Origin of the sequence: Nocardioides houyundeii (assembly GCF_002865585.1) — a bacterium.
GTDB lineage: Bacteria > Actinomycetota > Actinomycetes > Propionibacteriales > Nocardioidaceae > Nocardioides > Nocardioides houyundeii.
The window spans coordinates 3,329,546-3,356,127 of record NZ_CP025581.1 but is presented as its reverse complement, the minus strand read 5'-3'; the positions used below and the strand labels follow the sequence as shown (position 1 = coordinate 3,356,127).

22 protein-coding genes, 1 pseudogene and 1 riboswitch are annotated in these 26,582 nt (G+C 71.7%); of the genes and pseudogenes, 17 read left to right on the top strand and 6 right to left on the bottom strand.

Going from position 1 to position 26,582, the window contains the following annotated elements:
* Positions 1-11 precede the first annotated feature (11 nt).
* Entirely contained in the window at positions 12-803 is a 792-nt protein-coding gene (phnE, locus tag C0R66_RS16140; RefSeq protein ID WP_241901484.1) for a phosphonate ABC transporter, permease protein PhnE, read from the top strand.
* Here the strand turns inward: phnE and C0R66_RS16135 are convergent.
* The 4 genes and pseudogenes from C0R66_RS16135 to C0R66_RS16125 all read right to left on the bottom strand — a co-directional run bounded on the left by C0R66_RS16135 (position 722) and on the right by C0R66_RS16125 (position 2,947).
* Positions 722-2,101, bottom strand: coding sequence for a hypothetical protein (locus tag C0R66_RS16135; RefSeq protein WP_101525563.1), 1,380 nt, complete (start codon positions 2,099-2,101; stop codon positions 722-724). The genes phnE and C0R66_RS16135 overlap by 82 nt on opposite strands.
* Positions 2,098-2,301, bottom strand: coding sequence for a sigma factor-like helix-turn-helix DNA-binding protein (locus C0R66_RS19660; RefSeq protein ID WP_241901483.1), 204 nt, complete (start codon positions 2,299-2,301; stop codon positions 2,098-2,100). The genes C0R66_RS16135 and C0R66_RS19660 overlap by 4 nt, the downstream gene beginning before the upstream one ends.
* A 137-nt stretch (positions 2,302-2,438) precedes the next feature.
* Positions 2,439-2,579, bottom strand: a pseudogene (locus C0R66_RS19655) (sigma factor); the annotation flags it as partial.
* 167 nt (positions 2,580-2,746) lie between these two features.
* Positions 2,747-2,947, bottom strand: coding sequence for a hypothetical protein (locus tag C0R66_RS16125; protein WP_101525562.1), 201 nt, complete (start codon positions 2,945-2,947; stop codon positions 2,747-2,749).
* Between the two features lie 168 nt (positions 2,948-3,115).
* Here C0R66_RS16125 and C0R66_RS18765 point away from each other — a divergent pair, with 168 nt between their 5' ends.
* The 9 genes from C0R66_RS18765 to C0R66_RS16080 all read left to right on the top strand — a co-directional run bounded on the left by C0R66_RS18765 (position 3,116) and on the right by C0R66_RS16080 (position 15,951).
* Positions 3,116-4,720, top strand: a complete 1,605-nt coding sequence (locus C0R66_RS18765) for a hypothetical protein (RefSeq protein ID WP_158648078.1) — start codon at positions 3,116-3,118, stop codon at positions 4,718-4,720.
* A 190-nt stretch (positions 4,721-4,910) separates the two neighbouring features.
* Complete coding sequence (locus C0R66_RS16115) at positions 4,911-6,503, top strand: peptide ABC transporter substrate-binding protein (protein ID WP_199286714.1); 1,593 nt, start codon at positions 4,911-4,913, stop codon at positions 6,501-6,503.
* Between the two features lie 96 nt (positions 6,504-6,599).
* Positions 6,600-7,610: an ABC transporter permease gene (locus C0R66_RS16110; RefSeq protein ID WP_101525559.1), complete on the top strand. Its 1,011-nt coding sequence runs from the start codon at positions 6,600-6,602 to the stop codon at positions 7,608-7,610.
* The gene (locus C0R66_RS16105) at positions 7,603-8,580 is read left to right on the top strand and encodes an ABC transporter permease (protein WP_199286713.1); all 978 of its coding nucleotides are present in this window, start codon (positions 7,603-7,605) and stop codon (positions 8,578-8,580) included. Before C0R66_RS16110 ends, C0R66_RS16105 begins: the two co-directional genes overlap by 8 nt.
* Before the next feature lie 7 nt (positions 8,581-8,587).
* On the top strand, positions 8,588-9,646 hold the full coding sequence (locus tag C0R66_RS16100; protein WP_101525558.1) for an oligopeptide/dipeptide ABC transporter ATP-binding protein: 1,059 nt from the start codon (positions 8,588-8,590) through the stop codon (positions 9,644-9,646).
* Entirely contained in the window at positions 9,639-10,652 is a 1,014-nt protein-coding gene (locus C0R66_RS16095; RefSeq protein ID WP_101525557.1) for an ABC transporter ATP-binding protein, read from the top strand. The genes C0R66_RS16100 and C0R66_RS16095 overlap by 8 nt, the downstream gene beginning before the upstream one ends.
* A gap of 37 nt (positions 10,653-10,689) precedes the next feature.
* Positions 10,690-12,606 (top strand): penicillin-binding transpeptidase domain-containing protein, encoded by a 1,917-nt coding sequence (locus C0R66_RS16090; protein ID WP_101525556.1) that lies wholly within the window; start codon positions 10,690-10,692, stop codon positions 12,604-12,606.
* A 34-nt stretch (positions 12,607-12,640) separates the two neighbouring features.
* Complete coding sequence (locus C0R66_RS16085) at positions 12,641-13,408, top strand: HAD family hydrolase (protein WP_240311832.1); 768 nt, start codon at positions 12,641-12,643, stop codon at positions 13,406-13,408.
* A gap of 29 nt (positions 13,409-13,437) precedes the next feature.
* A complete protein-coding gene (locus C0R66_RS16080) occupies positions 13,438-15,951 on the top strand; it encodes a glycoside hydrolase family 65 protein (RefSeq protein ID WP_101526318.1) in 2,514 nt (837 codons plus the stop codon).
* Here C0R66_RS16080 and C0R66_RS16075 read toward each other — a convergent pair.
* Together C0R66_RS16075 and C0R66_RS16070 are read right to left on the bottom strand one after the other, a co-directional pair.
* Positions 15,948-16,394, bottom strand: coding sequence for a hypothetical protein (locus C0R66_RS16075; RefSeq protein WP_101525554.1), 447 nt, complete (start codon positions 16,392-16,394; stop codon positions 15,948-15,950). The two genes, C0R66_RS16080 and C0R66_RS16075, sit on opposite strands and share 4 nt — an antisense overlap.
* Before the next feature lie 136 nt (positions 16,395-16,530).
* Complete coding sequence (locus C0R66_RS16070) at positions 16,531-17,793, bottom strand: hypothetical protein (protein WP_101525553.1); 1,263 nt, start codon at positions 17,791-17,793, stop codon at positions 16,531-16,533.
* A gap of 91 nt (positions 17,794-17,884) precedes the next feature.
* Here C0R66_RS16070 and C0R66_RS16065 point away from each other — a divergent pair, with 91 nt between their 5' ends.
* The 7 genes from C0R66_RS16065 (at position 17,885) to C0R66_RS16035 (ending at position 26,579) form a co-directional block, all read left to right on the top strand.
* The gene (locus tag C0R66_RS16065; RefSeq protein ID WP_101525552.1) at positions 17,885-18,967 is read left to right on the top strand and encodes an MBL fold metallo-hydrolase; all 1,083 of its coding nucleotides are present in this window, start codon (positions 17,885-17,887) and stop codon (positions 18,965-18,967) included.
* 1 nt (position 18,968) lies between these two features.
* The gene (locus tag C0R66_RS16060) at positions 18,969-19,901 is read left to right on the top strand and encodes a sulfotransferase (protein WP_101525551.1); all 933 of its coding nucleotides are present in this window, start codon (positions 18,969-18,971) and stop codon (positions 19,899-19,901) included.
* Positions 19,902-19,908: 7 nt separating this feature from the next.
* Positions 19,909-20,028, top strand: a riboswitch (TPP riboswitch).
* On the top strand, positions 20,020-21,105 hold the full coding sequence (locus C0R66_RS16055; protein WP_241901482.1) for a thiamine ABC transporter substrate-binding protein: 1,086 nt from the start codon (positions 20,020-20,022) through the stop codon (positions 21,103-21,105). Its footprint overlaps the riboswitch before it by 9 nt.
* A complete protein-coding gene (locus C0R66_RS16050; RefSeq protein ID WP_241901481.1) occupies positions 21,102-22,766 on the top strand; it encodes an ABC transporter permease in 1,665 nt (554 codons plus the stop codon). Before C0R66_RS16055 ends, C0R66_RS16050 begins: the two co-directional genes overlap by 4 nt.
* Before the next feature lie 4 nt (positions 22,767-22,770).
* A complete protein-coding gene (locus tag C0R66_RS16045) occupies positions 22,771-23,778 on the top strand; it encodes an ABC transporter ATP-binding protein (protein ID WP_101525550.1) in 1,008 nt (335 codons plus the stop codon).
* Between the two features lie 24 nt (positions 23,779-23,802).
* Entirely contained in the window at positions 23,803-24,876 is a 1,074-nt protein-coding gene (locus tag C0R66_RS16040; RefSeq protein ID WP_241901480.1) for a phosphatase PAP2 family protein, read from the top strand.
* A gap of 215 nt (positions 24,877-25,091) precedes the next feature.
* Positions 25,092-26,579 (top strand): C40 family peptidase, encoded by a 1,488-nt coding sequence (locus tag C0R66_RS16035; protein ID WP_101525549.1) that lies wholly within the window; start codon positions 25,092-25,094, stop codon positions 26,577-26,579.
* Positions 26,580-26,582 lie beyond the last annotated feature (3 nt).

The window sequence follows — 26,582 nt, the reverse complement described above, 5'->3', positions numbered from 1 at the left end:
CCCGACTACCGGTGCCCCCCAGCCAGCGAAGGTCGGTTGCGCTTGCGTGGACGATCGCGGTCCTGGCGGTCCTGGTCGTGGCGCACGTCGTCGCCTGGCGGCAGACCGACTTTGCGCTCGACGCGCTCGTGCGCGGCTGGGCGGGGATGGCCGACTTCATCGGCTCCGCGCTCCCCCCGGACCTGAGCGCAGACGTGGTGAGTCAGGGGTTCAAGGGCTGTGGCACCACCCTGGCGATCGGCCTCCTCGGCACGACCCTCTCGGTTCCGTTCTCCCTGGCGCTGGCGATCCTGGGATCGCGCACGACCTCGCGGCTGTGGCTGGTCTACGGCCTGGCCCGCGTCCTGATGTCGTTCTTCCGGGCGGTCCCCGACATCGTGTTCGCGTTGGTCTTCGTCACCGCGGTGGGGCTCGGCCCGTTCGCGGGCGTGCTGGCGATCATCTGCCACAACAGCGGCGTGATGTCGAAGCTGTGGGCCGAGGCGATGGAGGAGGCCGACGACGGTCCGGTCCAGGCGCTGCGCTCCGCTGGGGCGTCGAACCTGCAGATCGCCTCCCACGCGGTGTTCCCGACCGTGGTCCCGCAGCTGATGGGCCTGCTCCTGTACCGGTTCGACGTCAACGTGCGCTCGTCGCTGGTGCTGGGGCTCGTCGGGGCCGGAGGCATCGGGTTCTCGATCAACCAGGCCATGTCGCTCTTCCGGTTCGACGAGATGATGACCTACATCCTGATGGTGCTGGTCCTCATCGTCGCGGTCGACCTGCTGAGCGGTCTGGTGCGCTGGCAGCTGTCTCGTCCTTGACCGTCAGTGCTGGGTCTCCGGCAGGTACGCGGGCTCCACGTCCTCGCCGGGGCCGGTTCCGTGACGCGCTCCATCGCGCCGTCGGGTCCGAAGCGGACCAGCAGCCACTGCCCGTCCTGGTACGCCGGTGCCAGCACGTGGTCGTCGTCCTCCCAGGCGGCGGAGCTCACGTGCGCCATGCCCGGCCCGGTGGCCGAGCGGCTCCAGCGCAGCGACCGGGTCTCCATGTCGTACATCGCGATCTCGTAGTGGCCGACGCCGTCGCCGTAGGACTCCCAGGCCAGCAACGATCCGTGGTCGGGGGAGAAGGAGTCGAAGCGGTGCTCGCAGGTCTCGATGAGCCAGCGGCTCCGGCGGGACCGCTCGTCGACGCCGAAGATGCCGGAGCAGGTGCTCAGGTCCTCGCGGACCTCCCGGATGCCGGCCTGGTAGCTCACCCAGCTGGTCTCCTGCGGGTCGCCGGCGTCCACCCAGTCCGCCAGGCTGCGGAAGTGGCCCTCGCTGCTGGCGGCGTCGTCGCCGCCGGTCCCCACCAGCCAGCCCTCGCTCGCCCCGTCCGGCCGAGTGACCGTGCCGAAGGCCGTGCATCCCCCGCTCGGCGCGCCCGGCACCAGCTCGGCGAAGCAGTCCGACCCGGTCAGGTCCACCAGCCGGATCTCCTGCCCGTCCGCCACGGAGCCCAGGGGTCGGGGCCGCTCGGCGCCGGACTGCAGGACCATCACCGCGGGGCCCTCGGGCCAGGCCACCTGTCGGTGGTCCTGGTCGACGACCAGTGACCCGGTGGCCGGGTAGCTGCCCTCCAGGGCCCCGGTGGCGGCCAGCACCTCGACCGAGATGGCGCCCTGCTCCGTGGTCTCCACCACGTACCTCCCGTCGCCGAGCCGGGTCCACGACAGGGGCCGGCCATCGGTGGTCAGGGCCACCTCGTCGCCGTCCGCGGAGACGGCCACCGGGCGGTCTCCGGTGAGGTCGAGGTAGCCGACCAGCGGACGGGTTCCCAACGGCAGCCCCGTGACGTCGAGCGTCTGGTTGCCGGCGAGCGCGTGGTCGGGGATGACCTGCCCGGTGGGGGGAGTCGCCGGGGAGGGTGCGTCGTCGCTGCTGCGCGGGGCGAACAGGAGCGCCGTTGGCACCACGACCGCCACGACCGCGGCGAGCCCGGCGGCCACCAGCCCCTGGCGCTTCCGGCGGATCCGCCGGGCACGGCCGCGAACCCCGTCGAAGGTGAGCGGAGCGGCCGGCACTGCCTCGGCCCGGTCGTGGAGCGAGGTGGACAGGTCGTGCTCGAGGTCGGTCATGACTGCTCCTCGTCCTCGCGAGGGTCCAGGGACCGCGGCGCCCGCTGCCGCAGGCCTGCCAGCGCCCGGCTCGCCTGTGACTTGACGGTCCCGGAGCTGATGCCCAGCACGGTGGCGATCTCGGCCTCGGACAGGTCCTCGTAGTAGCGGAGCACGATGACGGCGCGTTGCTTGGGGGAAGTGTCTGCACGAAGGACCATACGGCGGCGCCGTGCCCATCGTCGTACTGCTCGACCACGGGGGAGTCCGGCAGGGTCTCGCTGGGGCGCTCCGAGCGCCGCCAGGGACGGCGCCACAGGGAGTTGTGCTCGTTCACGAGGATCCGACGCACGTAGCCGTCGAGGGACTCCCGGTCCCGGATCCGGTCCCACGACAGGTAGAGCTTGGCGAAGGCGGTCTGGACGAGGTCCTCGGCTTGGGCCCGCTCGCCCGTCAGCAGGTACGCCGTGCGCAGCAGTGACGGCTGCCGGGCAGCCATGTACGCCGAGAAGTCCGCGTCCCGGGCAGCTTCGCGTGCGCCACGGCCCACCGTTCCTCCCGAGCTGACCAGGGTGCTGACCACCGTCCACCTCCACTCATGGTTGCGCATCCCCAGACGCGGGTGGGGGAGCAGAGGTTGCATGTCCGGCGCGGTCCGCGACAGCCTCAGGAGGGCTCGTGGGAGGGCGGGTCGCCGACCACGAGCAGCACGGTCCACAGCAGCACGGCGGCGACCAGGAAGGCCGGGTCCACCTCGCCGGTGCGTCCCCACATGGCGAGGGTGAAGGTGGTGAAGCCTGCCGCCACGGCGTACGCCGCGTTGCGGCACCAAGACTCCAGCTGGTCGTCGCTGAGGTTCCCGTTCATGCTTCGAGGCTGGCCCGATCGGGCCCGCGGCGTGGCGGGTTCCGGCGAAAGCGGCGCGAAACGCCCCATGTGACCTGACAGCCGCGCAGGTCTGTCCTGCCACATGACACATCGGATCCCCAGTCTGGGCGATGTCGCTCGAACACCTGTTCGATTATGCTTGGGTCCATGACGTTGCCGAGTGCCTGCGGGTCGATCGAGGGAGATGTGTTCCCTCTCGACGAGCTGGATGCTGCGGGGGTGTTGGAGCGGGCTGAGTGTGCGTTGGTGGCGCGGCGGTCGGTGGAGGTGGAGGACCTGCGGCTGGTGGCCCAGTGGGCGCTGCTGCACGGCAGTGACCCGCGTGATGACCCCGGGGCGTCGGGGTGGGACCGGTTGGTCGACATCGGTGGTGAGGGCACGCCGCGGGTGCGGGACCTGTGCCTGGGAGAGCTGGCGGTGGTACGTCGGGTGCACGGGCTCTCGGTGCGCTCGGCGATGGCTGATGTGCTGGATCTGCAGTGGCGGTTGCCGCGGACCTGGGCGGTGGTGCTGGGGTTGGGGTGCGAGCCGTGGCTGGCGCGGCGGGTGGCGTCGTTGTCGCGGCGGTTGGGGCTGGTCGAGGTCGGCGTGGTCGATGCCGCGGTCGCGGCGTGCATCGGCGGGGAGGCGCCCGCGCGGGTGCTGGAGGTCGCCGAGGCTGCGGTCATCGCGGCCGACCCGGCCGGGCACGCGGCCCGGGTCGAGGAGCAGCGGCGGCGCCGGTTCGTCTCCCTTTCGCGTACCGATGAGCACGGCCTGCGGCACCTGGTGGCCCGGGTCGAGGCCGGAGACGCGGTCTACGTGGAGGCGATGGTGGCACGGGTCGCAGAGATCCTGGCCACCCAGCACGCCCAGACAGCCAACCATTCAGCCGACCAGGCAGCCGCCCAGACAGGGACAGCTGGGGCTGCGCCGCGGCCCAGCCGGGACGAGCTCCGGGCCGAGGCCCTGGGATGGCTGGCCCGTCCTGCGGAGCTGCTCCAGCTCCTCCTGGAACACACCACCCCCGACCAACCAGACCAACCAGACCAACCCACCGAGCCCACCGACCCCCAGGACCCCGCCGAACCCACCGACCCCCAGGACGCTGCCGACCCTCAGGACGGCCCCGTGCTGAGCCGGGCGTTGGCGTTCCCCGCCGACCTGCTCACCGCGCTACGCAGCATCGACCCCACCCGGCTGCGCCCCGCCGCGGTGCTCTACCTCCACCTCACCGACCACACCCTGACCCACCCCGAGACCGGGGTGGCCCGCGTCGAGGGCCACGGCCCCGTCCTGGCCACCCAGCTCACCGGCTGGCTGACCCACACCCACCTCACCGTCAAACCCGTCATCGACCTCGCCGAGACCATCACCACCACCGCCTACGAACACTCCCCAGGCCTGAAGGAACGCATCCGGCTCCTGGTCGGCGCCCGCGACACCTTCCCCTACGCCACCGGAGGCAGCAGACGCCTCGACCACGACCACCCCACCCCCTACCGCCACGGCGCACCACCGGGCCACCCACCCCAGACCGGCACCCACAACAGCGCACCCCTGTCCCGACGCCACCACCAGTGGAAGACCCACGCCGGGTTCCACTCACGCCAGATCGCCCCCGCGACCTACGCCTGGACCACCCCCCACGGCCACCACTACCTCGTCGGACCCCACGGCACCCGACCCCTCACCAACCACCAAGGCCAGCGCTACCACCACGCCACCACCGCCGAGCTCCACCTCATCAACCACCACCTCGCCCCCACCTGACCGGCGCAAGGCGCCTGGCGGACCCGGGAGGGCCCGGCGCGTCGCTCCGGCATCGGTGCAGTCACAAGTCGATAACACCCTCTCGTTCTTTTTGCCTTTCGGTGACATGGTGACCACCGGGACGAACACGTCCTGACCGTGCGCCGGGAACGGCGTTCCAGATGGAGGCAATATGCGAAGGACAGCAAGCGTGAGGCTCGCGGCAGCAGTCGCGGCACTCGGAATGCTCACTGCGGCCTGTGGGGGATCGGATTCGGACGACGACAACGGCGACTCAGCTGCGGCGACCGGCGGCGATCTGCGCATCTACAGCTCGGAGCCGGCCTTCCTGGTTCCCACCGCGGCAGACGACGAGCCGTCGATCTTCGTGGTCCGCCAGATGTACCGCGGCCTGGTGAAGTACAACCAGGACGGCGAGCCCGAGATGGACATCGCCGAGTCGATCGAGTCCGATGACAACAAGACCTGGACCGTCACGCTGAAGGATGGCTACACCTTCACCAACGGCGAGCCCGTTGACGCTGACTCCTTCCTGCGCGCCTGGAACTACGCGGGCAACGTGAACAACGCGCAGAACAACTCCTACTTCATGAACCGCATCGCCGGTTTCGACGAGATGCAGAAGGAGGGCGCCAAGAAGGACGCCACCTTCTCCGGTCTGAAGAAGGTCGACGACTCCTCCTTCACCATCGAGCTGTCCAGCCCCTTCTCGGGCTTCGTCTCCGTGCTCGGCTACTCCGGGTTCTTCCCGGTGGCGCAGGAGTGCCTCGACGACTGGGACGCCTGCAACAAGGCCCCCATCGGCAACGGTCCCTACAAGATCGACGGCGAGTGGGAGAACAACGTCCAGATCAAGCTCACCCGCAACGAGGACTACGCGGGCGAGGACAAGGGCAAGCCTGACAACCTCATCTACCGCATCTTCGACGACGTCGACACCGCGTACGCGGCGTTCGAGGGCGGCGAGCTCGACGTGATGTACACCGTCCCGCCGAACAAGCTGGCCGAGGTCGAGCAGAACTACGGCGACACCCTGCTCAAGGAGCCGAGCTCCAGCTTCACCTACCTGGGTCTCCCGACCTACGACAAGCGCTTCCAGGACAAGAAGCTCCGTCAGGCGCTCTCCATGGCGATCGACCGTGAGTCGATCATCAACGCCATCTTCGACGGCGCCCTCTCCCCGGCCAGCGGCTTCGTCGCGCCGAACTTCGACGGTGCTCGCGAGGGCATCTGCGAGTTCTGCGAGTACGACCCCGACGCCGCGAAGGCTCTCTACGACGAGTCCGAGGGCATCACGGGTCCCGTGGAGCTGTGGGCCAACGGTGGCGCCGGTCACGAGGAGTGGCTGCAGGCCATCGGTGATGGCTGGAAGAGCGCGCTGGGCATCGACTACAAGCTCAAGGTCGACGTGAACGACTTCGGCGCGTACCTCAAGATCGCCGACGACAAGAAGTTCACCGGTCCGTACCGCCTCGGTTGGGGCCCGGACTACCCGGTCATGGAGACCTACCTGGCGCCGCTGTACACCACCGGAGCGAGCAGCAACAACTCCGGCTACGCCAACCCGACGTTCGACGACCTGCTCAAGCAGGGCGACGGCGCCGACTCCCTCCAGGACGCGATCCCGTTCTACCAGCAGGCGGAGGACCTCCTCGCCGAGGACATGCCGGTCATCCCCATGTGGTGGGGTCTGACCACCGTGGTGTGGAGCGACAACGTGACCGAGATGGTGCACAACCCGATCACGGACGTGGACTACGGCCAGCTCTCGATGAGCAGCTGAAGCTAGTTCTCAACATCCGGCTGGTCTAGTTGGTGGCGGCGGCCCCCCTCGCGGGGGTCGTCGCCACCGCTGGCCGCTCTCGAGGAGGATCCCCGCGTGGGACGTTACGTCATACGGCGCCTGCTCCAGTTCATCCCGACTGTGCTGGGCGCCATCTTTCTGCTGCACTACCTGACGTCGTTGAGCATCCAGCTCACCGGCAACCCGGTCCGGGCCCTCTTCGGCGATCGTCGCCCCAGTGAGGCGCAGATGAGCGCCATGGCCGACTCGCTCGGCCTCGGCGACGAGTGCCTGACGCGGGTCGGGGACCCATGCATCGGCCTCTACTTCGAGCGCCTCAACAACATCTTCCTGCACTTCGACCTGGGCACGAACTTCACCAGGCGCCCGGTCACCGACATCATCGCCGACGGCCTCAGCTACACCGTGAAGGTCGTGGTCATCGCGATCGTCTTCGAGGTCGTCGTCGGCGTCGCCGCCGGTGTCCTGGCCGGCCTCCGGTCCGGCGGCTTCTTCGACTACCTGGTCAAGATCAGCACCGTGCTGGTGATCTCCGTGCCCGTCTTCGTCCTGGGCTTCGTGATCCGCGACCTGTTCCTGGTCAAGGTGGGCAACTGGTTCCGCGACAGCGGGGACTGGCCAGATTGGTTCGCCTTCGGAGTGCTGAGCCCCGTCTACAAGCCCGACTACCCCTGGGCCAGCCTGATCATCCCCGGCCTGGTGCTGGGCGCTGTCTCGCTCGCCGCCACCGCCCGGCTCACCCGGACCAGCATCCTGGAGAACATCCGGGCCGACTACGTCCGGACCGCGCGGGCCAAGGGTCTGCCGGAGAAGCGGGTCATCGGCGTCCACACGCTGCGCAACTCGCTGATCCCGGTCGTCACCTACGTCGGCGTCGACTTCGGGACCTTGATGGGTGGTGCCATCATTACGGAAGGGATCTTCGGCGTGCCGGGGATCGGACGAGAGATCTTCCGTGCCGTCACCCAGCACCAACCGTCGGTCGTCCTGGGCATCGTCACCGTGCTGGTCCTGGTCTTCCTGGTGGTGAACCTGCTGGTCGACATCCTGTACGCCGTTCTCGATCCGAGGATCCGCTATGACTGACCCGTCCCTGAACCCTCCGACCACGTCGCCCGCGCTGGAGTCGCCCATGATGGGTGCGTCCACGCCGGGGTCGCCCGCGATGGGCACGGGGCCGGAAGACGCGACGCGCGCGTCGCAGGAGGGCAAGCCCAGCAGCCTGTGGGGAGACGCTCGCCGCCAGCTGGTGCGCAGCCCGATCTTCATGCTGTCGCTGCTCTACCTGCTCGTGGTGACCTCCATGGCGGTGTTCCCCAAGCTCTGGACCAGCCAGGACCCGTTCAACTGCTCCATTAGCCAGTCGCGGCAGCCACCCACCTCCGGTCACCCCTTCGGGTTCAACCTGCTGGGCTGCGACTACTACGCGCACGCGATCTACGGGGCCCGCCCCTCGCTCGCGATCGCCGTGGTGGCCACCGCCGCTGTGATCGTGATCGGCGGTGCCATCGGGCTGCTGTCCGGGTTCTTCGGCGGCTGGCTGGACGCGATCCTGTCCCGGATCACCGACATCTTCCTGGCGCTGCCGTTCCTGCTCGGCGCCCTGGTCGTGCTCGCCATGGTGAGCTCGCGCAACATCTGGACGGTGGCCATGGTGCTGACCGTGCTGGGCTGGACGGTCATCGCGCGGATCCTGCGCGGCAGCGTGATCGAGGCGCGCAACCTGGACTACGTGCAGGCGGCGAGAGCGCTGGGCGCGACCAACTCCCGGATCATGTTCAAGCACATCCTGCCCAACACGCTCGCCCCGGTCGTCGTCTACGCCACCATCATGCTCGGCGGCTTCGTCAGCGCCGAGGCCACGCTGACGTTCCTCGGGGTCGGCCTCCAGCCGCCCTCGGCGTCGTGGGGCGTGATGATCAACATGCACCAGCAGTACTTCGACACCGACCCCTGGCTGCTGCTGTTCCCCGTCGGCCTGCTGGTGGGAACGGTCCTGTCGTTCATCCTCGCGGGCGACGCACTTCGCGACGCCCTCGACCCGAAGCTCCAGTGAGGGACCGATGACTGATCACAACAAAGAGGTGCTGAGCGCCGACGGCTCGATCTCCCCAGGCGGGCAGGCGCTCGACCAGACAGCGGCACCGCTGGAGGTCAAGGACCTGCACGTGGAGTTCCGCACCCGGGCCGGTGTCGCGAACGCCGTCAACGGCGTGAGCTTCCGGGTCGACCAGGGCGAGACCCTGGCGATCCTGGGCGAGTCCGGCTGCGGCAAGAGCGTGACGGCCCAGGCCGTCATGGGCATCCTGGAGTCGCCTCCGGCGGCCATCACCGGCGGCCAGATCCTCTACCGCGGCACCGACCTGCTGGCCCTGCCCGAGGCGGAGCGCCGTCAGTACCGGGCCAACAACATCGCGATGATCTTCCAGGACGCGCTCTCCGCGCTGAACCCGGTGTTCACCGTGGGCTACCAGCTCGGCGAGCTCTTCCGGGTCCACCGGGGGATGTCGCGCAAGGACGCCAAGGCCCGCGCCATCGAGATGCTGGACCTGGTCAAGATCCCTGCAGCCAAGCAGCGGGTCTCGGACTTCCCGCACCAGTTCTCCGGCGGCATGCGTCAGCGCGTGATGATCGCGATGGCCCTGGCGCTGGACCCCGACGTGCTGATCGCCGACGAGCCGACCACGGCCCTGGACGTCACCGTGCAGGCCCAGATCATGAAGCTGCTGGCCGAGCTCCGCGAGGAGCGCAAGATGTCGCTGGTGCTGATCACCCATGACATGGGCGTGGTCGCGGACGTGGCGGACCGGATCTCGGTGATGTACGCCGGCCGTGTCGTGGAGCGGGCTCCGGTCCTCGACATCTACGCCCGGCCCTCGCACCCCTACACCAAGGCCCTGCTGGAGTCGATCCCGCGCCTGGACCGCAAGGGCCAGGACCTGGCGGTCATCGGGGGCCTGCCCCCGGCGCTGACGGACATCCCGCAGGGGTGCCCGTTCAACCCCCGCTGCCGCTATGCCCGCGACGTCTGCCGTCAGGACCCGCCGCCGCCGGAGTACGCCGTCGCCGCGCAGCACACGAGTGCCTGCCACTTCTGGAAGGAGGTCCGCGAAGGTGAGTGAAATCGTCCTCGAGACCCACGACCTGGTCAAGCACTTCCCGCTGACCCAGGGGATCATGTTCAAGCGGCAGGTCGGGGCCGTGCAGGCCGTCGACGGAGTCAACATCGAGCTCCGCCGCGGCGAGACCCTCGGCATCGTCGGCGAGTCCGGCTGCGGCAAGTCGACCCTGGCCAAGCTGCTCACCGGCCTGGAGACGCCCACCTCGGGCTCCATCGTGGTCAACGGCACGGACCTGTCGACCCTCTCCCAGGAGCAGGTGCGCAAGGCGCGTCGCGACATCCAGATGGTGATGCAGGACCCCTACACGTCCCTGAACCCCCGGATGACCGTCGGCGACATCATCGGCGAGCCCTTCGAGATCCACACCGACGTCGCGCCCAAGGGCGATCGGCGCGCGAAGGTCCGCGAGCTCGTCGACCTGGTCGGCCTCAACCCCGACCACATCAACCGCTACCCCCACCAGTTCTCCGGCGGTCAGCGGCAGCGGATCGGCATCGCCCGGGCGCTGGCGCTGCGGCCCGCCATCATCGTCTGCGACGAGCCCGTGAGCGCGCTCGACGTCTCGGTGCAGGCGCAGGTGATGAACCTGCTCGAGCGGCTCCAGGGCGAGTTCGACCTGTCCTACATCTTCATCGCCCACGACCTCTCGGTGGTGCGTCACATCGCCGACCGGGTGGGCGTGATGTACCTGGGCAAGGTGATGGAGGTCGGCACCGACTCCGAGATCTACGACCACCCCACCCACCCCTACACCCAGGCGCTGCTCTCGGCCGTGCCCGTGCCTGACCCCACGTTGCGCGGCATGCGCGACGAGATCGTGCTGGAGGGGGACGTGCCCTCGCCCGCCGACCCGCCGTCGGGCTGCCGGTTCCGCACCCGGTGCTGGAAGGCGCAGGACATCTGCGCCGAAGAGGTGCCGCTGCTGATCCCGCGTCCGGGGCACCCCCACCCCAGCGCCTGCCACTTCGCCGAGGAGCGCGACGTGGTCCACGCTACCGAGGCCTGAGCCCGAGGCTGGGGACGACAGGGGAGGATCACCTGTCATGCGACACCCCCGGCAACGACTGCGCCCCCTGCTCGCCGTGCTCAGCGGTGCGCTGCTCGCCCTGACGGGCTGCAGCGGGCAGGGGGACGAGGCAGGTCCCGACACGCTGGCCGCCGAGGTGGCCGCCAGCCTGTCCGAGAAGACCCTCGCCGAAGTGCCACTGGCGCCCGGGTCGAGCCCCGAGGCGGCCGACGAGCTCGCCGCCCTCCTCGAGCCCTTCGCCGACGCCCCGGTGGCGGTGTCCCTGGCGCAGGTGACCGAGGTGCCCGAGGGCGAGGGCGAGGGGGCCGGTGAGGACCGGGCCAGTGCCCTGCTGGACTGGACCTGGGAGCTGCCCGGCGGCACCTGGGAGTACTCCTCGTCGGCCACGCTGGTCCACCAGGACGACGAGTGGGCGCTGTCCTGGGAGCCGGCCGTGGTCCACCCGGACCTGGTCCCGGGTGACACGGTGTCGCTGAGCAACGGCCGCGGTGCCCGGGGGCGGGTCCTGGGTGCGGGCGGTGAGCCGATCGTCGCCGACCGGCCCGTGGTGCGCTACGGCCTCGACAAGGCGCAGCTCGCCCCCCGTCAGGCGGTGGTCAGCGCCCGCCGGGTGGCGGTGCTCCTAGGCGTGGACCGCAAGCCGTTCGTCGACCGGGTGAAGGCCTACGGGCCGAAGGCGTTCGTGGAGGCGGTGGTGCTGCGGGCCGAGGAGGCCGTCGACGTGCCCCCGGCGTTCGCCGACGTACCCGGCGCGGTGGCGATCGACGCCGAGCTGCCGCTGGCGCCCACCCGCGACTTCGCGCTGGAGCTGCTGGGCCGGGTCGGTCCCGCGACGGCGGAGCTGATCGAGGAGTCGCAGGGGCGGCTGGCCGAAGGTGACACCACCGGGCTCTCCGGCCTCCAGGCGCGGTACGACGACCAGCTGGCCGGAGCCCGCAGCACCACCGTCGTGGCGACCGGCCAGGAGGGGGAGTCCCGCAGCCTGGTCACCGTCGGCGGCACCCCCGGGCGCGACCTGGCGCTGACCCTCGACCCGGCCCAGCAGATGCGAGCCGAGGAGGTCCTGGCGTCGGTCTCCGGCACCGCCTCCGCCCTGGTGGCGGTGCGCCCCTCCGACGGCCACGTGCTGGCCGCGGCCACCGGTCCCGGCACCGATGGCCTCAACGTGGCCACCGCCGGGCAGTACGCGCCCGGCTCCACGTTCAAGCTGGCGACCGCGCTGGCGCTGCTGCGCGCCGGCACCCGGCTCACCGACGTGGTGCCGTGCCCGGCCACCACCGTGGTCGACGGGCGCACCTTCAAGAACTACGACGACTACCCGGCGTCCCAGCTCGGTCCGGTGAGCCTGCGGACCGCGTTCGCCCAGAGCTGCAACACCGCGTTCATCGACGCCGGGACGCGCCTGGACGAAGGGGCGCTCGCCGACGCCGCCGGCTCGCTGGGCCTGGGCTTCGACCGCGACGTCGGCTACCCGGCGTACTTCGGACAGGTGCCGGCGCCCGAGGGCGAGACCGAGCAGGCCGCGTCCCAGATCGGCCAGGGCAGGGTGCTGGCCAGCCCGCTGGGCATGGCCTCCGCGGTGGCCTCGGTGGTGGCCGGTCGCACGGTGACCCCCGTGCTGGTCCCCGAGCACCAGGTCACCGGCGGCGCCCCGGCCCGCGAGCTGGCCGGCGGCGAGGTGGAGCAGCTGCGCACCCTGATGCGCGCGGTGGTCAGCGAGGGGTCCGGCTCGTTCCTCTCCGACCTGCCCGGGGACGTGGGTGCCAAGACCGGGACCGCCGAGTGGGGCACGCCGGGACCGGACCAGGAGCTGCCCACCCACACCTGGATGGTCGCCTTCCGCGACGACCTCGCCGTCGCCGTGTTCGTGGAGCGCGGCGAGTCGGGCTCGGGGACCGCCGGACCGCTGCTGGAGGCGTTCCTCACTAGCTGAGCCCTTCGGGGCCTGCGCCGCGTACGCTGGCTGAGTGCCCAGCCCTCTGCCACTCGTGACCTGGACCGACTTCGACGCAGTGCTCTTCGACCTCGACGGGGTGGTCACCCCGACGGCTGAGGTGCACATGCGAGCGTGGTCGGAGATGTTCAACGGCTTCCTCGCCGATCCCGACGCCCCCGGCGGCGGCGACCGGTCGCCGTACACCGATCAGGACTACTTCGACCACGTCGACGGCAAGCCCCGGTACGACGGGGTGCGCGACTTCCTCGCCTCCCGCGGCATCGAGCTCCCCGAGGGCTCTGCCGACGACGCCCCGGACGCGCTGACGGTCAAGGGCCTGGGCAACCGCAAGAACGACGCCTTCAACGCCGTGCTGGAGCGCGACGGCGTCAAGGCCTACGCCGGCTCCGTGCTGCTGCTGGACCACCTGCGTGACCTGGGGCTGCCGCTCGCGGTGGTCTCCTCCTCGCAGAACGCCCCCGCGGTGCTGGAGGCCGCCGGCCTGTCGGAGCGCTTCCGGACGGTCGTCTCCGGCGCGGTGGCCGAGGAGCTGGGCCTCCCGGGCAAGCCCGCCCCGGACACGTTCGTGCACGCCGCCCACGAGCTCGGTGCCGCGGTGGACCGGTCCGTGGTGCTCGAGGACGCCGTCTCCGGGGTCCGTGCGGGTGCCGCAGGCGGCTTCGCCCTGGTGATCGGCGTGGACCGCGGGGCCGGCGAGCAGGTGCTCACCGACGCCGGTGCCGACCTCGTCGTCAGCGACCTGGCCGCGCTCGTCGAGGACGGAGGGCAGGACCGGTGAGCCACCCGACCGCGGGGTTCTCCGACCCCATGGACCGGCGCCGGTTCCCGGCGGACCCGTGGCAGCTGGTGGAGACGTCGTACTCGGGCGGCGACCTGGGCGCCTGCGAGACGCTGTTCAGCGTCGGCAACGGCTACCTCGGCATGCGCGGCAACCCCGAGGAGGGGCGCGAGGCCGTCGAGCACGGCACCTTCATCAACGGCTTCCACGAGACCTGGCCGATCCAGCACGCCGAGGCGGCCTTCGGGTTCGCCCGCACCGGACAGACCATCGTGAACGTGCCGGACGCCAAGCTGATCAAGATCTACGTCGACGACGAGCCGCTGATGCTGGGCACCTCGGAGCTCGAGCACTACGAGCGACGCCTGGACTTCCGCTCCGGGATGCTGTGCCGCAGCCTCATCTGGCGCACGCCGGCGGGCAAGCGGGTCAAGGTCGAGTCCACGCGGATGGTCTCCATGGTCGAGCGGCACCTGGCCTGCATGACCTTGGAGGTGACGATGCTGACCGGGGACGCCCCGCTGGTGATCTCCTCCCAGCTGCTCAACCGCCAGGACGGGCAGGACGGCTACCGCCGCGAGGGCGGCGGCTCGGGCCCGGCCGACCCGCGCAAGGCCTCCGACTTCGAGGGTCGGGTGCTGCTGCCCAGGTACCACGACGCGAGCGACGACCGGCTCTCGCTGGGCTACCAGTGCGCGCACTCCGGGATGACCCTCGGCGTCGCGGTCCAGCACCGCTTCGAGACCACCGACGGGCACGAGGTGGTGATGCGCAGCAGCGACGACCTGGCCAAGGCGGTGTTCCGGGTGGAGGCCACCGAGGGCACCCCGGTCCGGCTGGAGAAGGTCGTCACCTACCACACCTCGCGCGGGGTCCGCCCGCGCGAGCTGAGGGACCGTTGTGACCGGACCCTGGACCGGGTGGCCCGCCACTCGCTCCAGCACTACCGCGACAAGCAGCGCGAGTGGTACGACGGGTTCTGGGAGGCCGCCGACGTCGAGGTCGGTGCCAGCGCCGAGGTCCAGCAGGCGGTGCGCTTCAACCTCTTCACCCTGGCGCAGGCCAGCGCCCGCGCGGACGGCCTGGGCATCGCCGCCAAGGGGGTGACGGGCTCGGGCTACGAGGGTCACTACTTCTGGGACACCGAGATCTACGTGATGCCGTTCCTGACCTACACCCAGCCCCAGCTGGCCCGCAACGCCCTGCACTTCCGTCGCCGGATGCTGCCGGCCGCGCGCATCCGTGCCCAGGAGATGGCCCAGAGCGGCGCACTCTTCCCGTGGCGCACCATCAACGGCGAGGAGGCCTCGGCCTACTACGCCGCCGGCAGCGCCCAGATGCACATCAACGGCGACATCGTCTACGCGCTGATGCAGTACGTCACCGGGAGCGGGGACCACGACTTCCTCCGCCTCGACGGCGTCGACCTGCTGGTGGAGACCGCCCGGATGTGGAGCGACCTCGGCTTCTGGCGCACCAACGGCGGGGCCCCGACGTTCCACATCCACGGCGTCACCGGTCCCGACGAGTACACGACGGTGGTCAACAACAACCTCTTCACCAACCTGATGGCCCGGTTCAACCTGGAAGCCGCGGCTCGCACCACCAGCCGGCTGCTCGAGGTCGACCCGGTCGCGCACGACAAGCTGGTCGGGCGCCTCGGGCTCCGCAAGGAGGAGGTCGAGGAGTGGCAGCGCTGCGCCGACGGCATGACCGTGCCCTTCGACGAGGGGCTGGGGATCCATCCCCAGGACGACTTCTTCCTCGACCGTGAGGTCTGGGACCTCTCGCGCACGCCCGCGGACCTGCGGCCCCTGATGCTGCACTACCACCCGCTGGTGATCTACCGGTTCCAGGTGCTCAAGCAGGCCGACGTGGTGCTGGCGATGTTCCTGCACGGCAACCGGTTCACGCCGGAGGAGAAGAAGGCCGATTTCGAGTACTACGATCCGATCACCACCGGTGACTCGACCCTCTCGGCAGTCGTGCAGTCGATCATGGCGGCCGAGGTCGGCTACCACGACGTCGCGATGGACTACTTCCAGCGCGCCCTGTACACCGACCTGGGGGACCTGCACCACAACACCGTCGACGGGATGCACGTGGCGTCCTCGGGCGGGGTGTGGGAGGCGCTGGTCTTCGGCTTCGCCGGGATGCGGGACCACGGCGGCCAGCTCTCCTTCGACCCGCGGCTGCCCAGCACCTGGGACTCGATCGCCTTCTCGCTCGCCTGGCAGGGGTCGAGGCTAGGGGTCGAGGTTGTCCAGGACGCTCTCTCGCTGCGGCTCGTCAAGGGCGACGGTCCGGTGACGCTGACCGTCCGGGGCGTGCAGTACACGCTGACCTCGGACCGGACCCTGAAGATCCCGCTGCCCGACCAGGGTCCGCGCTTCGACGGCCTGCTCGGGGACAAGCCGCACAGCGGAGGGATCCGTGCCGACGGCACCCGGATCACCGCCGGAGTGCCCGATCCGGTCCAGATCAACGAGCGCCACGACCCGTACTCGGAGATCAACTGGGCGATGGAGCCCGACCGCGGCTAGCTCGGCCGCCACAGCACGCGGTCGAGGCGCTGCCGGGGCGGCCGCGGGCGGCGGTTCGTCGGCACCTGGGACTCCGCCTCCCGGATCAGCTCCCGCCAGTCCGGGTCGTCCTCGCGGGAGACGTCGGCCATGTCGCGGGCCATCCGGCGCTCCAGGCGACACAGCGTGTAGAGCTCCCGGCGTACGTCGGCCCAGATGGAGTCCCAGCTCCGGCGCGATGCCGGGGCCAGGCCTCCCAGCTTTGACTGCACCTGACCCAGAGCCAGGTCCATCCGGCGGGTCTCCTGGACGAACGCCCGCGCCCGGGCCCGGCCGTCGGGGAGCCGGACGCGTGCCGCCGGGAGCAGCACCACGATGACGGCGGCGGCGTGCCGGCTGATCGCGGAGAAGAAGGCGTCGATGCTCGGGTGCGACCCGGTCTCCCGATCAGGCTCCGCCACCATCGCCTCACCGAGCCTGTGTGTCAGGGCCCGGCGCGATGCTGAGAGTTCGGCAAGCAGTCTTTCCATGGCCCTCATCCGTCCGAGGGTTCAAGTGTGAGCCGCGGATCCGCGGCGGACAAGACTGACTGACCGGTAGCTATCCGGGCGGGCGCGCGCGGCGCCGGGCGAGGGCGGCGACCACCAGCGCGGCGGCCGCCGCGACGACCAGCAGCAGGCCCGCCGACTCCAGCACGGAGACGCCGAGGGTCCCGGAGAACTCCGAGGCGCCGGGCTCGCCCCAGGCCTGCCCCCGCGCCTGGCCGGTGCCGCGGAGCCGGGCGGCCAGGCCCAGGACCGGCAGGCCGAGGGCCAGCAGGAGCAGCCACCGTCCCAGGTCGCCGGCCAGGCGGGCCGGTCCCCGGGAGTGCCGCGCCACCACGGCGGCGCACAGCAGCAGCACCGCGCAGGTGACCGCGACCGACCCCCACAGACCGGGCTCGGTGGCCGTCCAGTGGCCCAGGCGTTCGTACGACGACAGCGGGGTCACCTCGTCGAAGCCGCCGCTGGCGGTCCCGTCCACCGAGTAGCCGACCCGCGCGAAGGCGCCCAGGGCCAGCACGGCGTACCCCCAGGTGGCCACCGCGGCAAGGCCGAGGCCCACCCCGGTGGCCGGGTCCGGGTCGGCCGGCAGCGAGGTCTCCTGACCGCCGGCGAGCATCAGCGCGCCCAGCACGCCGGCGACCGGCAGGACCAGCAGCAGGGTGAGCGCGCCCCGCAGCGGGGCACGCCAGAGCTCGGCCCACCGGGACATCCGCTCCCCGTGCCAGTCCGCGCGGCGCACCGAGGCGAGGGCCAGGACCGCGAGCGTCACCGCGAAGGTGGCGAGGAACCCGCTCACCGGCGCGACGCCCACCTCGCCGCCCACGTTGCCGGCGTCGCGCGGCTCGAGGTTGTCGGTGGCCACCAGGAAGGGCCCGGAACCCGAGCGGAAGGCCAGGCTCATGGCCAGCACGGCGAGCGCCAGGAGCAGGGCAGTGGCCAGGGCGTCGCCCGCTACGGCTCGGCCCCGGTCGTGGTACCGGGTGGCCCGCCGGAAAACGCTGCCCAGGGTCAGCGCCGCGACCAGGAGCAGGGTGAGCGGAGCGGCGTGCGCGACGCCGGAGACCTCGCCCGAGACCACGAAGGCATCGCCGCTGACGTCGCCGACGAGCTGGGCGCCGAAAGCGCCGCCCACCAGCAGGGTGGTGATCGTCAGCACCTCGGCGAGCGACATCGACTCCGCGCGCACCAGGAGCGCGATCACCAGTGCCGCCCCGGTGGTGGCGGCCAGGCCGGCTCCGGCGACCAGGGGCGCGCGACGCCACAGGGCCGGTGGCCGCCTCCGGGCCACCGTCCCGCTCTGCCTCGCCAGCACCGTCATCCGCGACAGCCTGCCTCAACCGGACCCTGGGTGCCGGCCGCAGCCGAGCGTTGAGACCGATCGGTCTGGCACCGCTTACAGTGGCGCTGCTATGACTGAGACCACCCCTGCCGCCCCGTCCACCTCGACCGCCGGTGCGGTGTCGCCGGACTCGGGCGCCGCCTGGACCGAGGAGGGCGCCTGGCCGGTGGCGCCCGGCGTCCACCGGATCCCGCTCCCGCTGCCGATGGACGGCCTGCGCGCCATCAACGTCTACACCGTGGAGACCGACGACGGCCTCACCCTGATCGACGGCGGCTGGGCCATCGAGGCCGCCCGCGCGGTGCTCGAGCGGTCGCTGGCGCTGCTGGGGCACACCCCGGCCGACATCCGCTCCTTCCTGGTCACCCACGCCCACCGCGACCACTACACCCAGGCGGTCGCGCTGCGCACCGAGCACGGCGCCCACGTCAGCCTCGGGATCGGCGACAAGGGGTCGCTCGACGAGATCCAGGACGGCTTCAGCGGCGGGGACCCGCACATGGCGATGCTGCTGCGCGCCGGTGCCACCGACATCGCCAAGATCTGGGGCAACCACGCCGGGGAGGCCGAGCCGGACCCCTCGGTCTGGGGCTACCCCGACACCTGGCTGGACGGCGACCACCAGATCGCCGTGGGAGGGCGCCGGCTGGACGCGGTCGCCACGCCGGGTCACACCCAGGGCCACTTCGTCTTCGCCGACACCGCGGCCGGGCTGCTCTTCTCCGGCGACCACGTGCTGCCCACCATCACCCCCTCCATCGGCTTCGAGGGCGGGACCCCGGAGCAGCCGCTGGGTGACTTCATGACCTCGCTCGCCAAGGTCCGCGCCCTGCCCGACCTGCGCCTGCTCCCGGCCCACGGACCCCTGGCGCCCTCCTCGCACGCCAGGGCCGAGGAGCTGCTGGCCCACCACGAGCACCGGCTGGCGCAGTGCCTGGAGATCGTGGGCTCGGGCGAGCGGACGGCGTACGAGGTGGCGGGTGGACTGGGCTGGACCCGGCACGAGCGCCGGCTGGAGAGCCTGGACGTGTTCAACACCGCCCTGGCCACGATGGAGACCCGGGCCCACCTGGTGCTGCTGGTGGCCCGCGGCGACGTCACCGTCGCCGACGTGGACGGCGTGGACGTCTACCGGCGCGTCAGCCAGGCCTGAGATGGGCGGCCAGCCCGGCGACCCGCTGGTCCTCTACATCGCCGGCTGGGGACGCAGCGGGTCCACCCTGGCGGAGCGGCTGCTCGCCGAGATCGACGGCGTCACCCTGCTCGGGGAGGTCGTGCACCTGTGGGAGCGGGGCGTGCGCGAGGACCAGCTGTGCGCGTGCCAGTGCCCGTTCCACCAGTGCCCCTTCTGGAGCGAGGTGGGGCGCCTCGCCTTCGATGGGTGGGAGCGGGTCGAGGTGGACCGGATCGCCGAGCTCAAGTCGCAGGTGGACCGCCAGCGCCGGCTGCCGCGCACGGTACGGCGCCGACCGGACGCCGCCACTCGCGCCGCCATCGAGGAGTACGCCGGCTGGTTCCGCGCCGTCTACGCCGCGGCCCAGCAGGTCAGCGGCGCCCGGATCCTGGTCGACTCCAGCAAGGAGATCCCCACGGCCGTGACCCTGAGCCACCTTGAGGACCTGGACCTGCGGGTGCTGCACATCGTGCGCGACGCCCGCGGGGTGGCGCACTCCTGGGCCAAGGTGGTGGCCCGCCCCGAGGCGGACGGCGAGCCGATGCCGCGCTTTTCCCCGGCCCGCAGCACCGCCCTGTGGATGTCGGGCAACCTGACGGTCCAGGGGCTGGCCTGGCGCGGCGTCCCGGTGACCCGGCTGCGCTACGAGGACCTGGTGGCCTCCCCGGCCGAGGCCGTTGCCGGGGCCTGGGACGCGCTCGGGCTGCCGGGCCGGCCGGAGCTGCCGATGGTGGACGACCACAGCATCGAGCTGCACCCGAGCCACTCGGTGGCGGGCAACCCGATGCGGTTCCGCACCGGGATCACCGAGCTGCGCGCCGACGACGCGTGGCGCACCCGGATGTCGCGCTCGGACCGGGCTGTGGTGACCGCGATCGCGTGGCCGCTGCTGAAGCGGTTCGGCTATCTGTAGGCTGGCCGGCACAAGACAGGGGAGCACTTCGTCCGCGAGGACTCGGGTGCTGAGAGTGCGGATCCGCCGCAGACCCTAAGAACCTGCTCCGGTTAGCACCGGCGAAGGGAGTCATCACGTGAACACGCACGCCTGCACGAGCCCGAGGCTCACCACGTTCCACCGGGCGACGGCACTGGCACTGACCGGTGCGCTGCTCGGCGCCTGCAGCCTGCTCGGGGGTGAGGACAAGGCCGCCGAGGCCGGCGGGGCGAGCGAGGTGGTGCTGGTCACCCACGACTCCTTCTCGCTGCCCGAGGAGCTGCTCGCGGAGTTCCGCGAGGAGTACGGCCACGAGGTGGTGGTGCGCTCCTCCGGCGACGCCGGCGCGCTGAGCGCCAAGCTGGCGCTGACCAAGGAGAACCCCACCGGCGACGTGGCGTTCGGGGTCGACAACACCTTCGCCTCCCGGGTCCTGGACGAAGGGGTCTTCGCCCCCTACGACCCGCCGCGAGCCCCCGGCGCCGGTCGCTACGAGCTCCCCGAGGGCTCCGACCGGCTCACCCCGGTCGACGTGGCGGCCGTCTGCGTCAACATCGACGACACCTGGTTCGCCGAGCAGGACGTGGCCCCGCCGCGGACGCTGGCGGACCTGACGAAGCCGGCGTACCGGGACCTGATGGTGACCCCGGCCGCGTCGACCTCATCGCCGGGCATGGCCTTCCTGCTGACCACGGTCGCCGCCTTCGGCGAGGAGTGGCCGGCGTACTGGTCGGAGCTGCTGGACAACGGCCTCAAGGTCGTCGACGGCTGGTCGGACGCCTACTACACCGACTTCACCCAGGGCGGCGAGGGCGGGGAGCGGCCCATCGTGGTCTCCTACGACTCCTCACCCGCGTTCACCGTGCCCGAGGGGGCGGAGAAGTCCACGACCAGCGCGCTGCTGGAGACCTGCTTCCAGCAGGTGGAGTACGCCGGGGTGCTCAAGGGTGCGGCCAACCCCGAGGGTGCGAGGGACCTGGTCGCGTTCCTGCAGGAGCCGAAGACCCAGGCGGCGCTGCCGGAGAGCATGTACGTCTTCCCGGTGGTCACGGGCGTGGACCTGCCCGAGGACTGGGCCCGGTACGCCGCCCGCCCCGAGGACCCCTACACGGTCGACCCCGCCGACATCGCGACCAACCGGGACAAGTGGCTCCAGCAGTGGACCGACCTCACCACCGAGTGACTCCTCACCCGGCGAGCGGGGTGCGGCCGCCCCGGCGGCTGCTGGTCCTGGGCGCCCTGGCAACGGGGCCGCTGCTGGTCCTCGGCGTCTTCTTCGTGCTGCCCGTCGCCGCGATGGTGGGCCGCGGCTTCGTCGTCGACGGACACCTCGACGTCCCAGGGGTGCTCCAGGTCCTGGCCCGGCCCCGGGTGGGGCGGGTGCTGGCCTTCACCCTGGGCTCCGCGCTGGCCGGTACCGCGCTCTCGCTGCTCCTGGGACTGCCGGCCGCGTACGCGCTGAGCCGGCTCGCGCTGCCCGGACGCGCCGTGCTGCGAGCTGCGCTGCTGGTGCCGTTCGTGCTGCCCACGGTCGTGGTGGGGGTCGCCTTCCGACAGCTGCTCGGCGAGTCCGGGCCCCTGGGCTTCCTGGGCCTGGACGGCACCCCGGTCGCGATCGTCGCGGGCCTGGCGTTCTTCAACGCAGCCGTGGTGATCCGCTCCGTGGGGGCGGCCTGGGAGGGGCTGGACCCGCGGCCGGGCGAGGCGGCGGCGGCGCTCGGGGCCTCGCCGTGGCAGGTGCTGCGCACCGTCACCCTCCCGGCCCTGAGACCGGCGATCGTCTCCGCCGCCTCGGTGGTGTTCCTGTTCTGCGCCACCGCCTTCGGGATCGTGCTGGTGCTCGGCGGGGTGCGCTACGCCACGGTGGAGACCGAGATCTACCTGCTCACCACCACCCTGTTCGACCTGCAGGCGGCCGCCGCGCTCTCGGTGCTGCAGCTGGTGCTGATCACCGCACTGCTGGTGCTCACCGGCCGCACCCGCAACGGTGCCACGACCGTGTCGCGTCGCGCCGTGGCGCCGAGACGCCCGACCCGGCACGACCTCCCGGCGATGGCGATGACCGGAGTGCTGGTGGTGTTCGTGGCGACGCCGCTGGTCACCCTCGTGGTGGGCTCGCTGCGGGTCGGGGGCGAGTGGGGCCTGGGCAACTACCGGGCCCTCTCGGGGACCGGCGAGGACCGGGCGCTGCTGGTCCCGGTGACCCAGGCGCTGGCCACCTCGCTGCGCACCGCGGCCGACGCGACCACGATGGCGCTGGTCCTAGGGCTGGTCCTGGCCGTGATGGTCACGCGCCGCTCCCACACCCGGGCCGAGCGCCGGCTGCGGTCCTGGCTCGACGGCCTGTTCATGCTCCCCCTGGGAGTCTCCGCGGTCACCCTCGGCTTCGGCTTCCTGATCGCCCTGGACCGGCCGCCGGTGGACCTGCGGGACTCGGCGCTGCTGGTGCCGATCGCCCAGGCGCTGGTGGCGCTGCCGCTGGTGGTCCGCACCCTGGTCCCGGTGCTGGCCGGCCTGGACGACCGTCAGCGCCAGGCCGCAGCCTCGCTCGGGGCCGGCGCGCTGCGCTCCTTCCTCACCGTGGACGTCCCCGCGGTCTGGAAGCCGCTGCTCGCCGCCACCGGCTTCGCGTTCGCGGCGTCGCTGGGGGAGTTCGGGGCCACCTCCTTCCTGGCCCGGGAGGAGAACCCGACCGTGCCGGTGGTGATCTTCCGCCTGATCGGCAACCCCGGCGAGATGAACTACGGCATGGCGCTGGCCGCGTCGGTGGTGCTGGCCGGCGTCACGGCCGTGGTGATGCTCGCCGTGGAGCGCCTGCGGGTGCCGGCCGTGGGAGCCTTCTAGCGACATGGCTGCCCTCCTCTCGCTCCGCGACGTCTCCGTGCGCTACGGCGACCTGGTCGCCGTCGACTCCGTCTCCCTGGACCTGCCGGGGGGCGAGGTGCTGGCCGTGCTCGGTCCCTCGGGCTGCGGCAAGTCCACCCTGCTGCGCAGCATCGCCGGGCTGGAGCCGGTCAGCGCCGGGACGGTCCGCTTCGACGGCGAGGACCTGGCCGGGCGTCCCACGCACCGGCGGGGGTTCGCGCTGATGTTCCAGGACGGGCAGCTCTTCTCCCACCTGTCGGTGGCCCGCAACGTGGGCTACGCGCTGCGGCTGCGGCGGGTGCCCCCCGCGACGGTCGCAGCGCGGGTGGCCGAGCTGCTGGAGCTGGTCGGGCTGGCCGGGTACGCCGACCGGATGCCGGCCACCCTGTCCGGCGGCGAGCGGCAGCGCGTGGCGCTGGCCCGGGCGCTCGCGGTCCAGCCCCGGCTGCTCCTGCTCGACGAGCCGCTCTCCGCGCTGGACGCCGCGCTGCGGGAGTCGCTGGCCGCCGACCTGGCCAGGATCCTGCGCGAGTCCGGGACCACGGCGCTGATGGTCACCCACGACCACGACGAGGCGTTCATCGTCGCCGACCGCATCGCGGTGATGTTCTCGGGGCGGGTCGTGCAGCAGGGACCCATCTCCGGGGTGTGGGCGGAGCCGGTGGACGCGGTCACCGCGGAGTTCCTCGGCTACGCCGGGGTGCTGCGCGACGAGGCCGCGCGCCGGATGGCGGTCGCGGCGGGCCTGGAGCCGGGCGGGCTGCTGGCGCTGCGGCGCTCGGCCCTGGTGGTGGATCCCGCCGGCCGGCTGACCGGCACGGTGACCGCGGTGCTCAGCACGCCGGAGCTGCTGCGGCTCCAGGTCGACGTACCGGGGGTCGGGCGGCTGCACGCGGTGGCCCGCCTCGATGCCCGGGTGGCGGTGGGAGAGCAGGTGCCTCTGGTGGTGGAGCCGTCCCGTATCGCCCGGATACCGGATTCGGACGCGTGAGCGTCGGGTCCCTAGACTGCCGGGGTGTATCGCCGCGCCTACGTCCTGCTCATCGGGGTGACCGTCGTGATGGGGGTCCTCGCCCTGGCCGCGTCGATCTCGCTGGATCGGCCCCTGGTCGACCCTGAGGGGTTCCTGGGCCCGTCCTGGCTCCGGCTGCCGCTGCTGCTGTTCGCGGCGCTGCTGGCCGACATGCTGCCGCGGTACTTCTGGGAGGCCAAGGGCCACCCCGTCCAGGGCTGGGCCGCCATGAAGAAGCGCTGGCACACGCACTGGAACCGGGACCGGCTGACGCTCAACGTGCTGGGGATCGTCTGCTTCTACGTCACCTACGTCAGCTACCGGAACCTCAAGTCGTTCCTGCCGTTCATCACCGGCGACAAGAAGTACGACCGCGAGCTGCACGTGCTGGACCGTGCCCTGTTCATGGGCCACGAGCCCGCGAACGTGCTGCACGCGATGTTCGGCACCGGGGTCAGCGCGCACGTGCTCTCCTACATCTACCTCTGGTTCCTGCCGCTGGTGCCGATCGGGGTGGCGGTCTTCCTGGTCTGGTCCCGCAACATCACCTTCGGCTACTGGTTCGTCACCTCGCAGGTGCTGATCTGGACCCTCGGCACCGCCTCGTACTACGCGCTGCCCACCCTGGGCCCGGGGTTCCGCTACCCGTGGCTGTACGCCGACCTCCCCGAGAGCGGGACCAGCGCGCTGATGGAGTCGCTGTTCTATGCCCGCAAGGGGGTCATCCACGACGGGGTCGAGGGTGCGGTGCAGTCCGTGGCGGGGTTCGCCAGCCTGCACACCGGGGTGACCCTGCTGGTGGCGCTGATGGTGCAGTACACGGTGCGCAACCAGATCGTGAAGATCGTCTTCTGGGTCAACTTCGGCCTCACCGTGATCGCGACCCTGTACTTCGGATGGCACTACGTCGCCGACGACATCGCCGGTGTGGCGATCGCCCTGGTCTCCTTCTACGTCGGCGGTCTGGCGTCGGGGCAGAAGTTCAGCAAACACCGCCTGCGCTCCTATCCGACCTCGGCGACCGCCGAGATCCCGACGGCGGACGCGTCGCGGGCGGACTCCTCCGACCGGGAGTGAGGCGCGGGCGCACGTCGGCGCCAGCGAATTACATCGGTGTAGTAGTCAAGACGACACGCCGACAGTTGCATAACTTTGTTGGGAAAGATGTTCCCCGTGGGGCGAATGGGAACTAACGTGCCTGTTGTGTCTCGGACGGTGGGGAAGCCGCCCGAGACATCGCCGTGGGAGAGAGCTCTCTCTCCGGCGCAGGCTCACCAGCAAGGGGAACACCCGTGCGCACCCGCAGTGCTCTCGCCGGAACCATCAGCATCCTGCTCCTGATCGCCGCCTCCGGAGGCGCCCAGGGCGCCGACGACCCGATCCCCAGCGCCGACGACGTCGCCGCGGCCGAGCAGGCCGCGGACGACAAGGCCCGGGACCTCGCCGCCGTACGCGCCGACCTGGTCCTCGCCGACCAGCGCAGGCAGGGGGCCACCATCGCCGCCGCGCAGGCGGCCGAGACCTACAACCGCGCCAGCTGGGAGCTCGAGCAGGCGCGCGCAGGTGCCGAGCAGGCCCGGACCGTCGCCGACTCCGCGTCGGCCGACGTCGCGCTCCAGCAGGAGGCCTACAGCCAGACGCTGGTCCGCTCCTACGAGTCGGCGCCCGAGGTGTCCGGCATGGTCGCGATGGTGGACTCGGACGGCATCGGGACCTACCTGGAGCGCTCGGCCACCGTCGACAACGCGGTCGATGCCCTGGAGACCCGCTACCAGGCGTTCCAGGTCGCCTCCACCCTGGCCGACAGTGCCGTCACCTCGGCCACCGAGGCCGAGGACCGCGCCGCTCGGCTGGAGGAGGAGGCAGCGACCGCCATGAGCACCGCGGTGGCGGCCGCCGACGCCGCCCAGGCCGAGGCCGATGCGGTCGCCGTCCAGCGCGCCGGCCTGATCGGCGAGCTCGCCGAGCTGCAGGGCATCAGCGTCTCCCTGGCCCGGCAGCGCCAGACCCGGCTCGAGGAGCGGGCGGCGGCCGCGGCCGCGGCGGCGGAGGAGAGCCGGCGCCAGGCCGCTCAGGAGGCCGCCCAGCAGGCGGCTCAGGAGGCTGCCCAGCAGCTGGCGGCGGAGCAGGCAGCGGCCCAGGAGGCTGCCGCGAAGCAGGCCAAGGCGACCCAGAAGGCGACCCAGAAGGCGACCCAGTCGCCCACCCCTCGGTCCACGCCGACGGTCGCCCCGTCGCCGACCCCGCGGTCCACGCCGACATCCACGCCGACCCCCACGCCGAGCCCGCGGTCCACACCAACCCCCACGCCGGCCCCGACGCGGATCCCGACGGTGGCGCCGACCCGGACGCCCAGTGCGACGCCCACTCCCGCGCCCACCCCGGCACCCACCCCCGCGACCCCTCCGGCCCCGGAGACCGGCGCTGCCGCCGCGGTGGCCTTCGCGGCCCGGCAGATCGGCGATCCCTACCAGTGGGCCGCCGCAGGTCCCGACGCCTGGGACTGCTCAGGCCTCACGGCTGGCGCCTGGCAGGCCGGCGGCGTCTCGCTGCCGCACTACTCGGTCGGGCAGTACACCGCCTCGACGCCGATCCGGGCCGCGGACCTGGTCCCCGGGGACCTGGTGTTCTGGGGCTCCTCGTCCAGCCCGTCCTCGATCTACCACGTCGCCCTCTACGCCGGCAGCGGGATGATCATCCACGCCCCGCGCACCGGGCGGCCGGTGGTCCGGGAGTCGATGTACTACTGGCAGGCGCCGAACTTCTTCGCCCGGCCCTGAGGC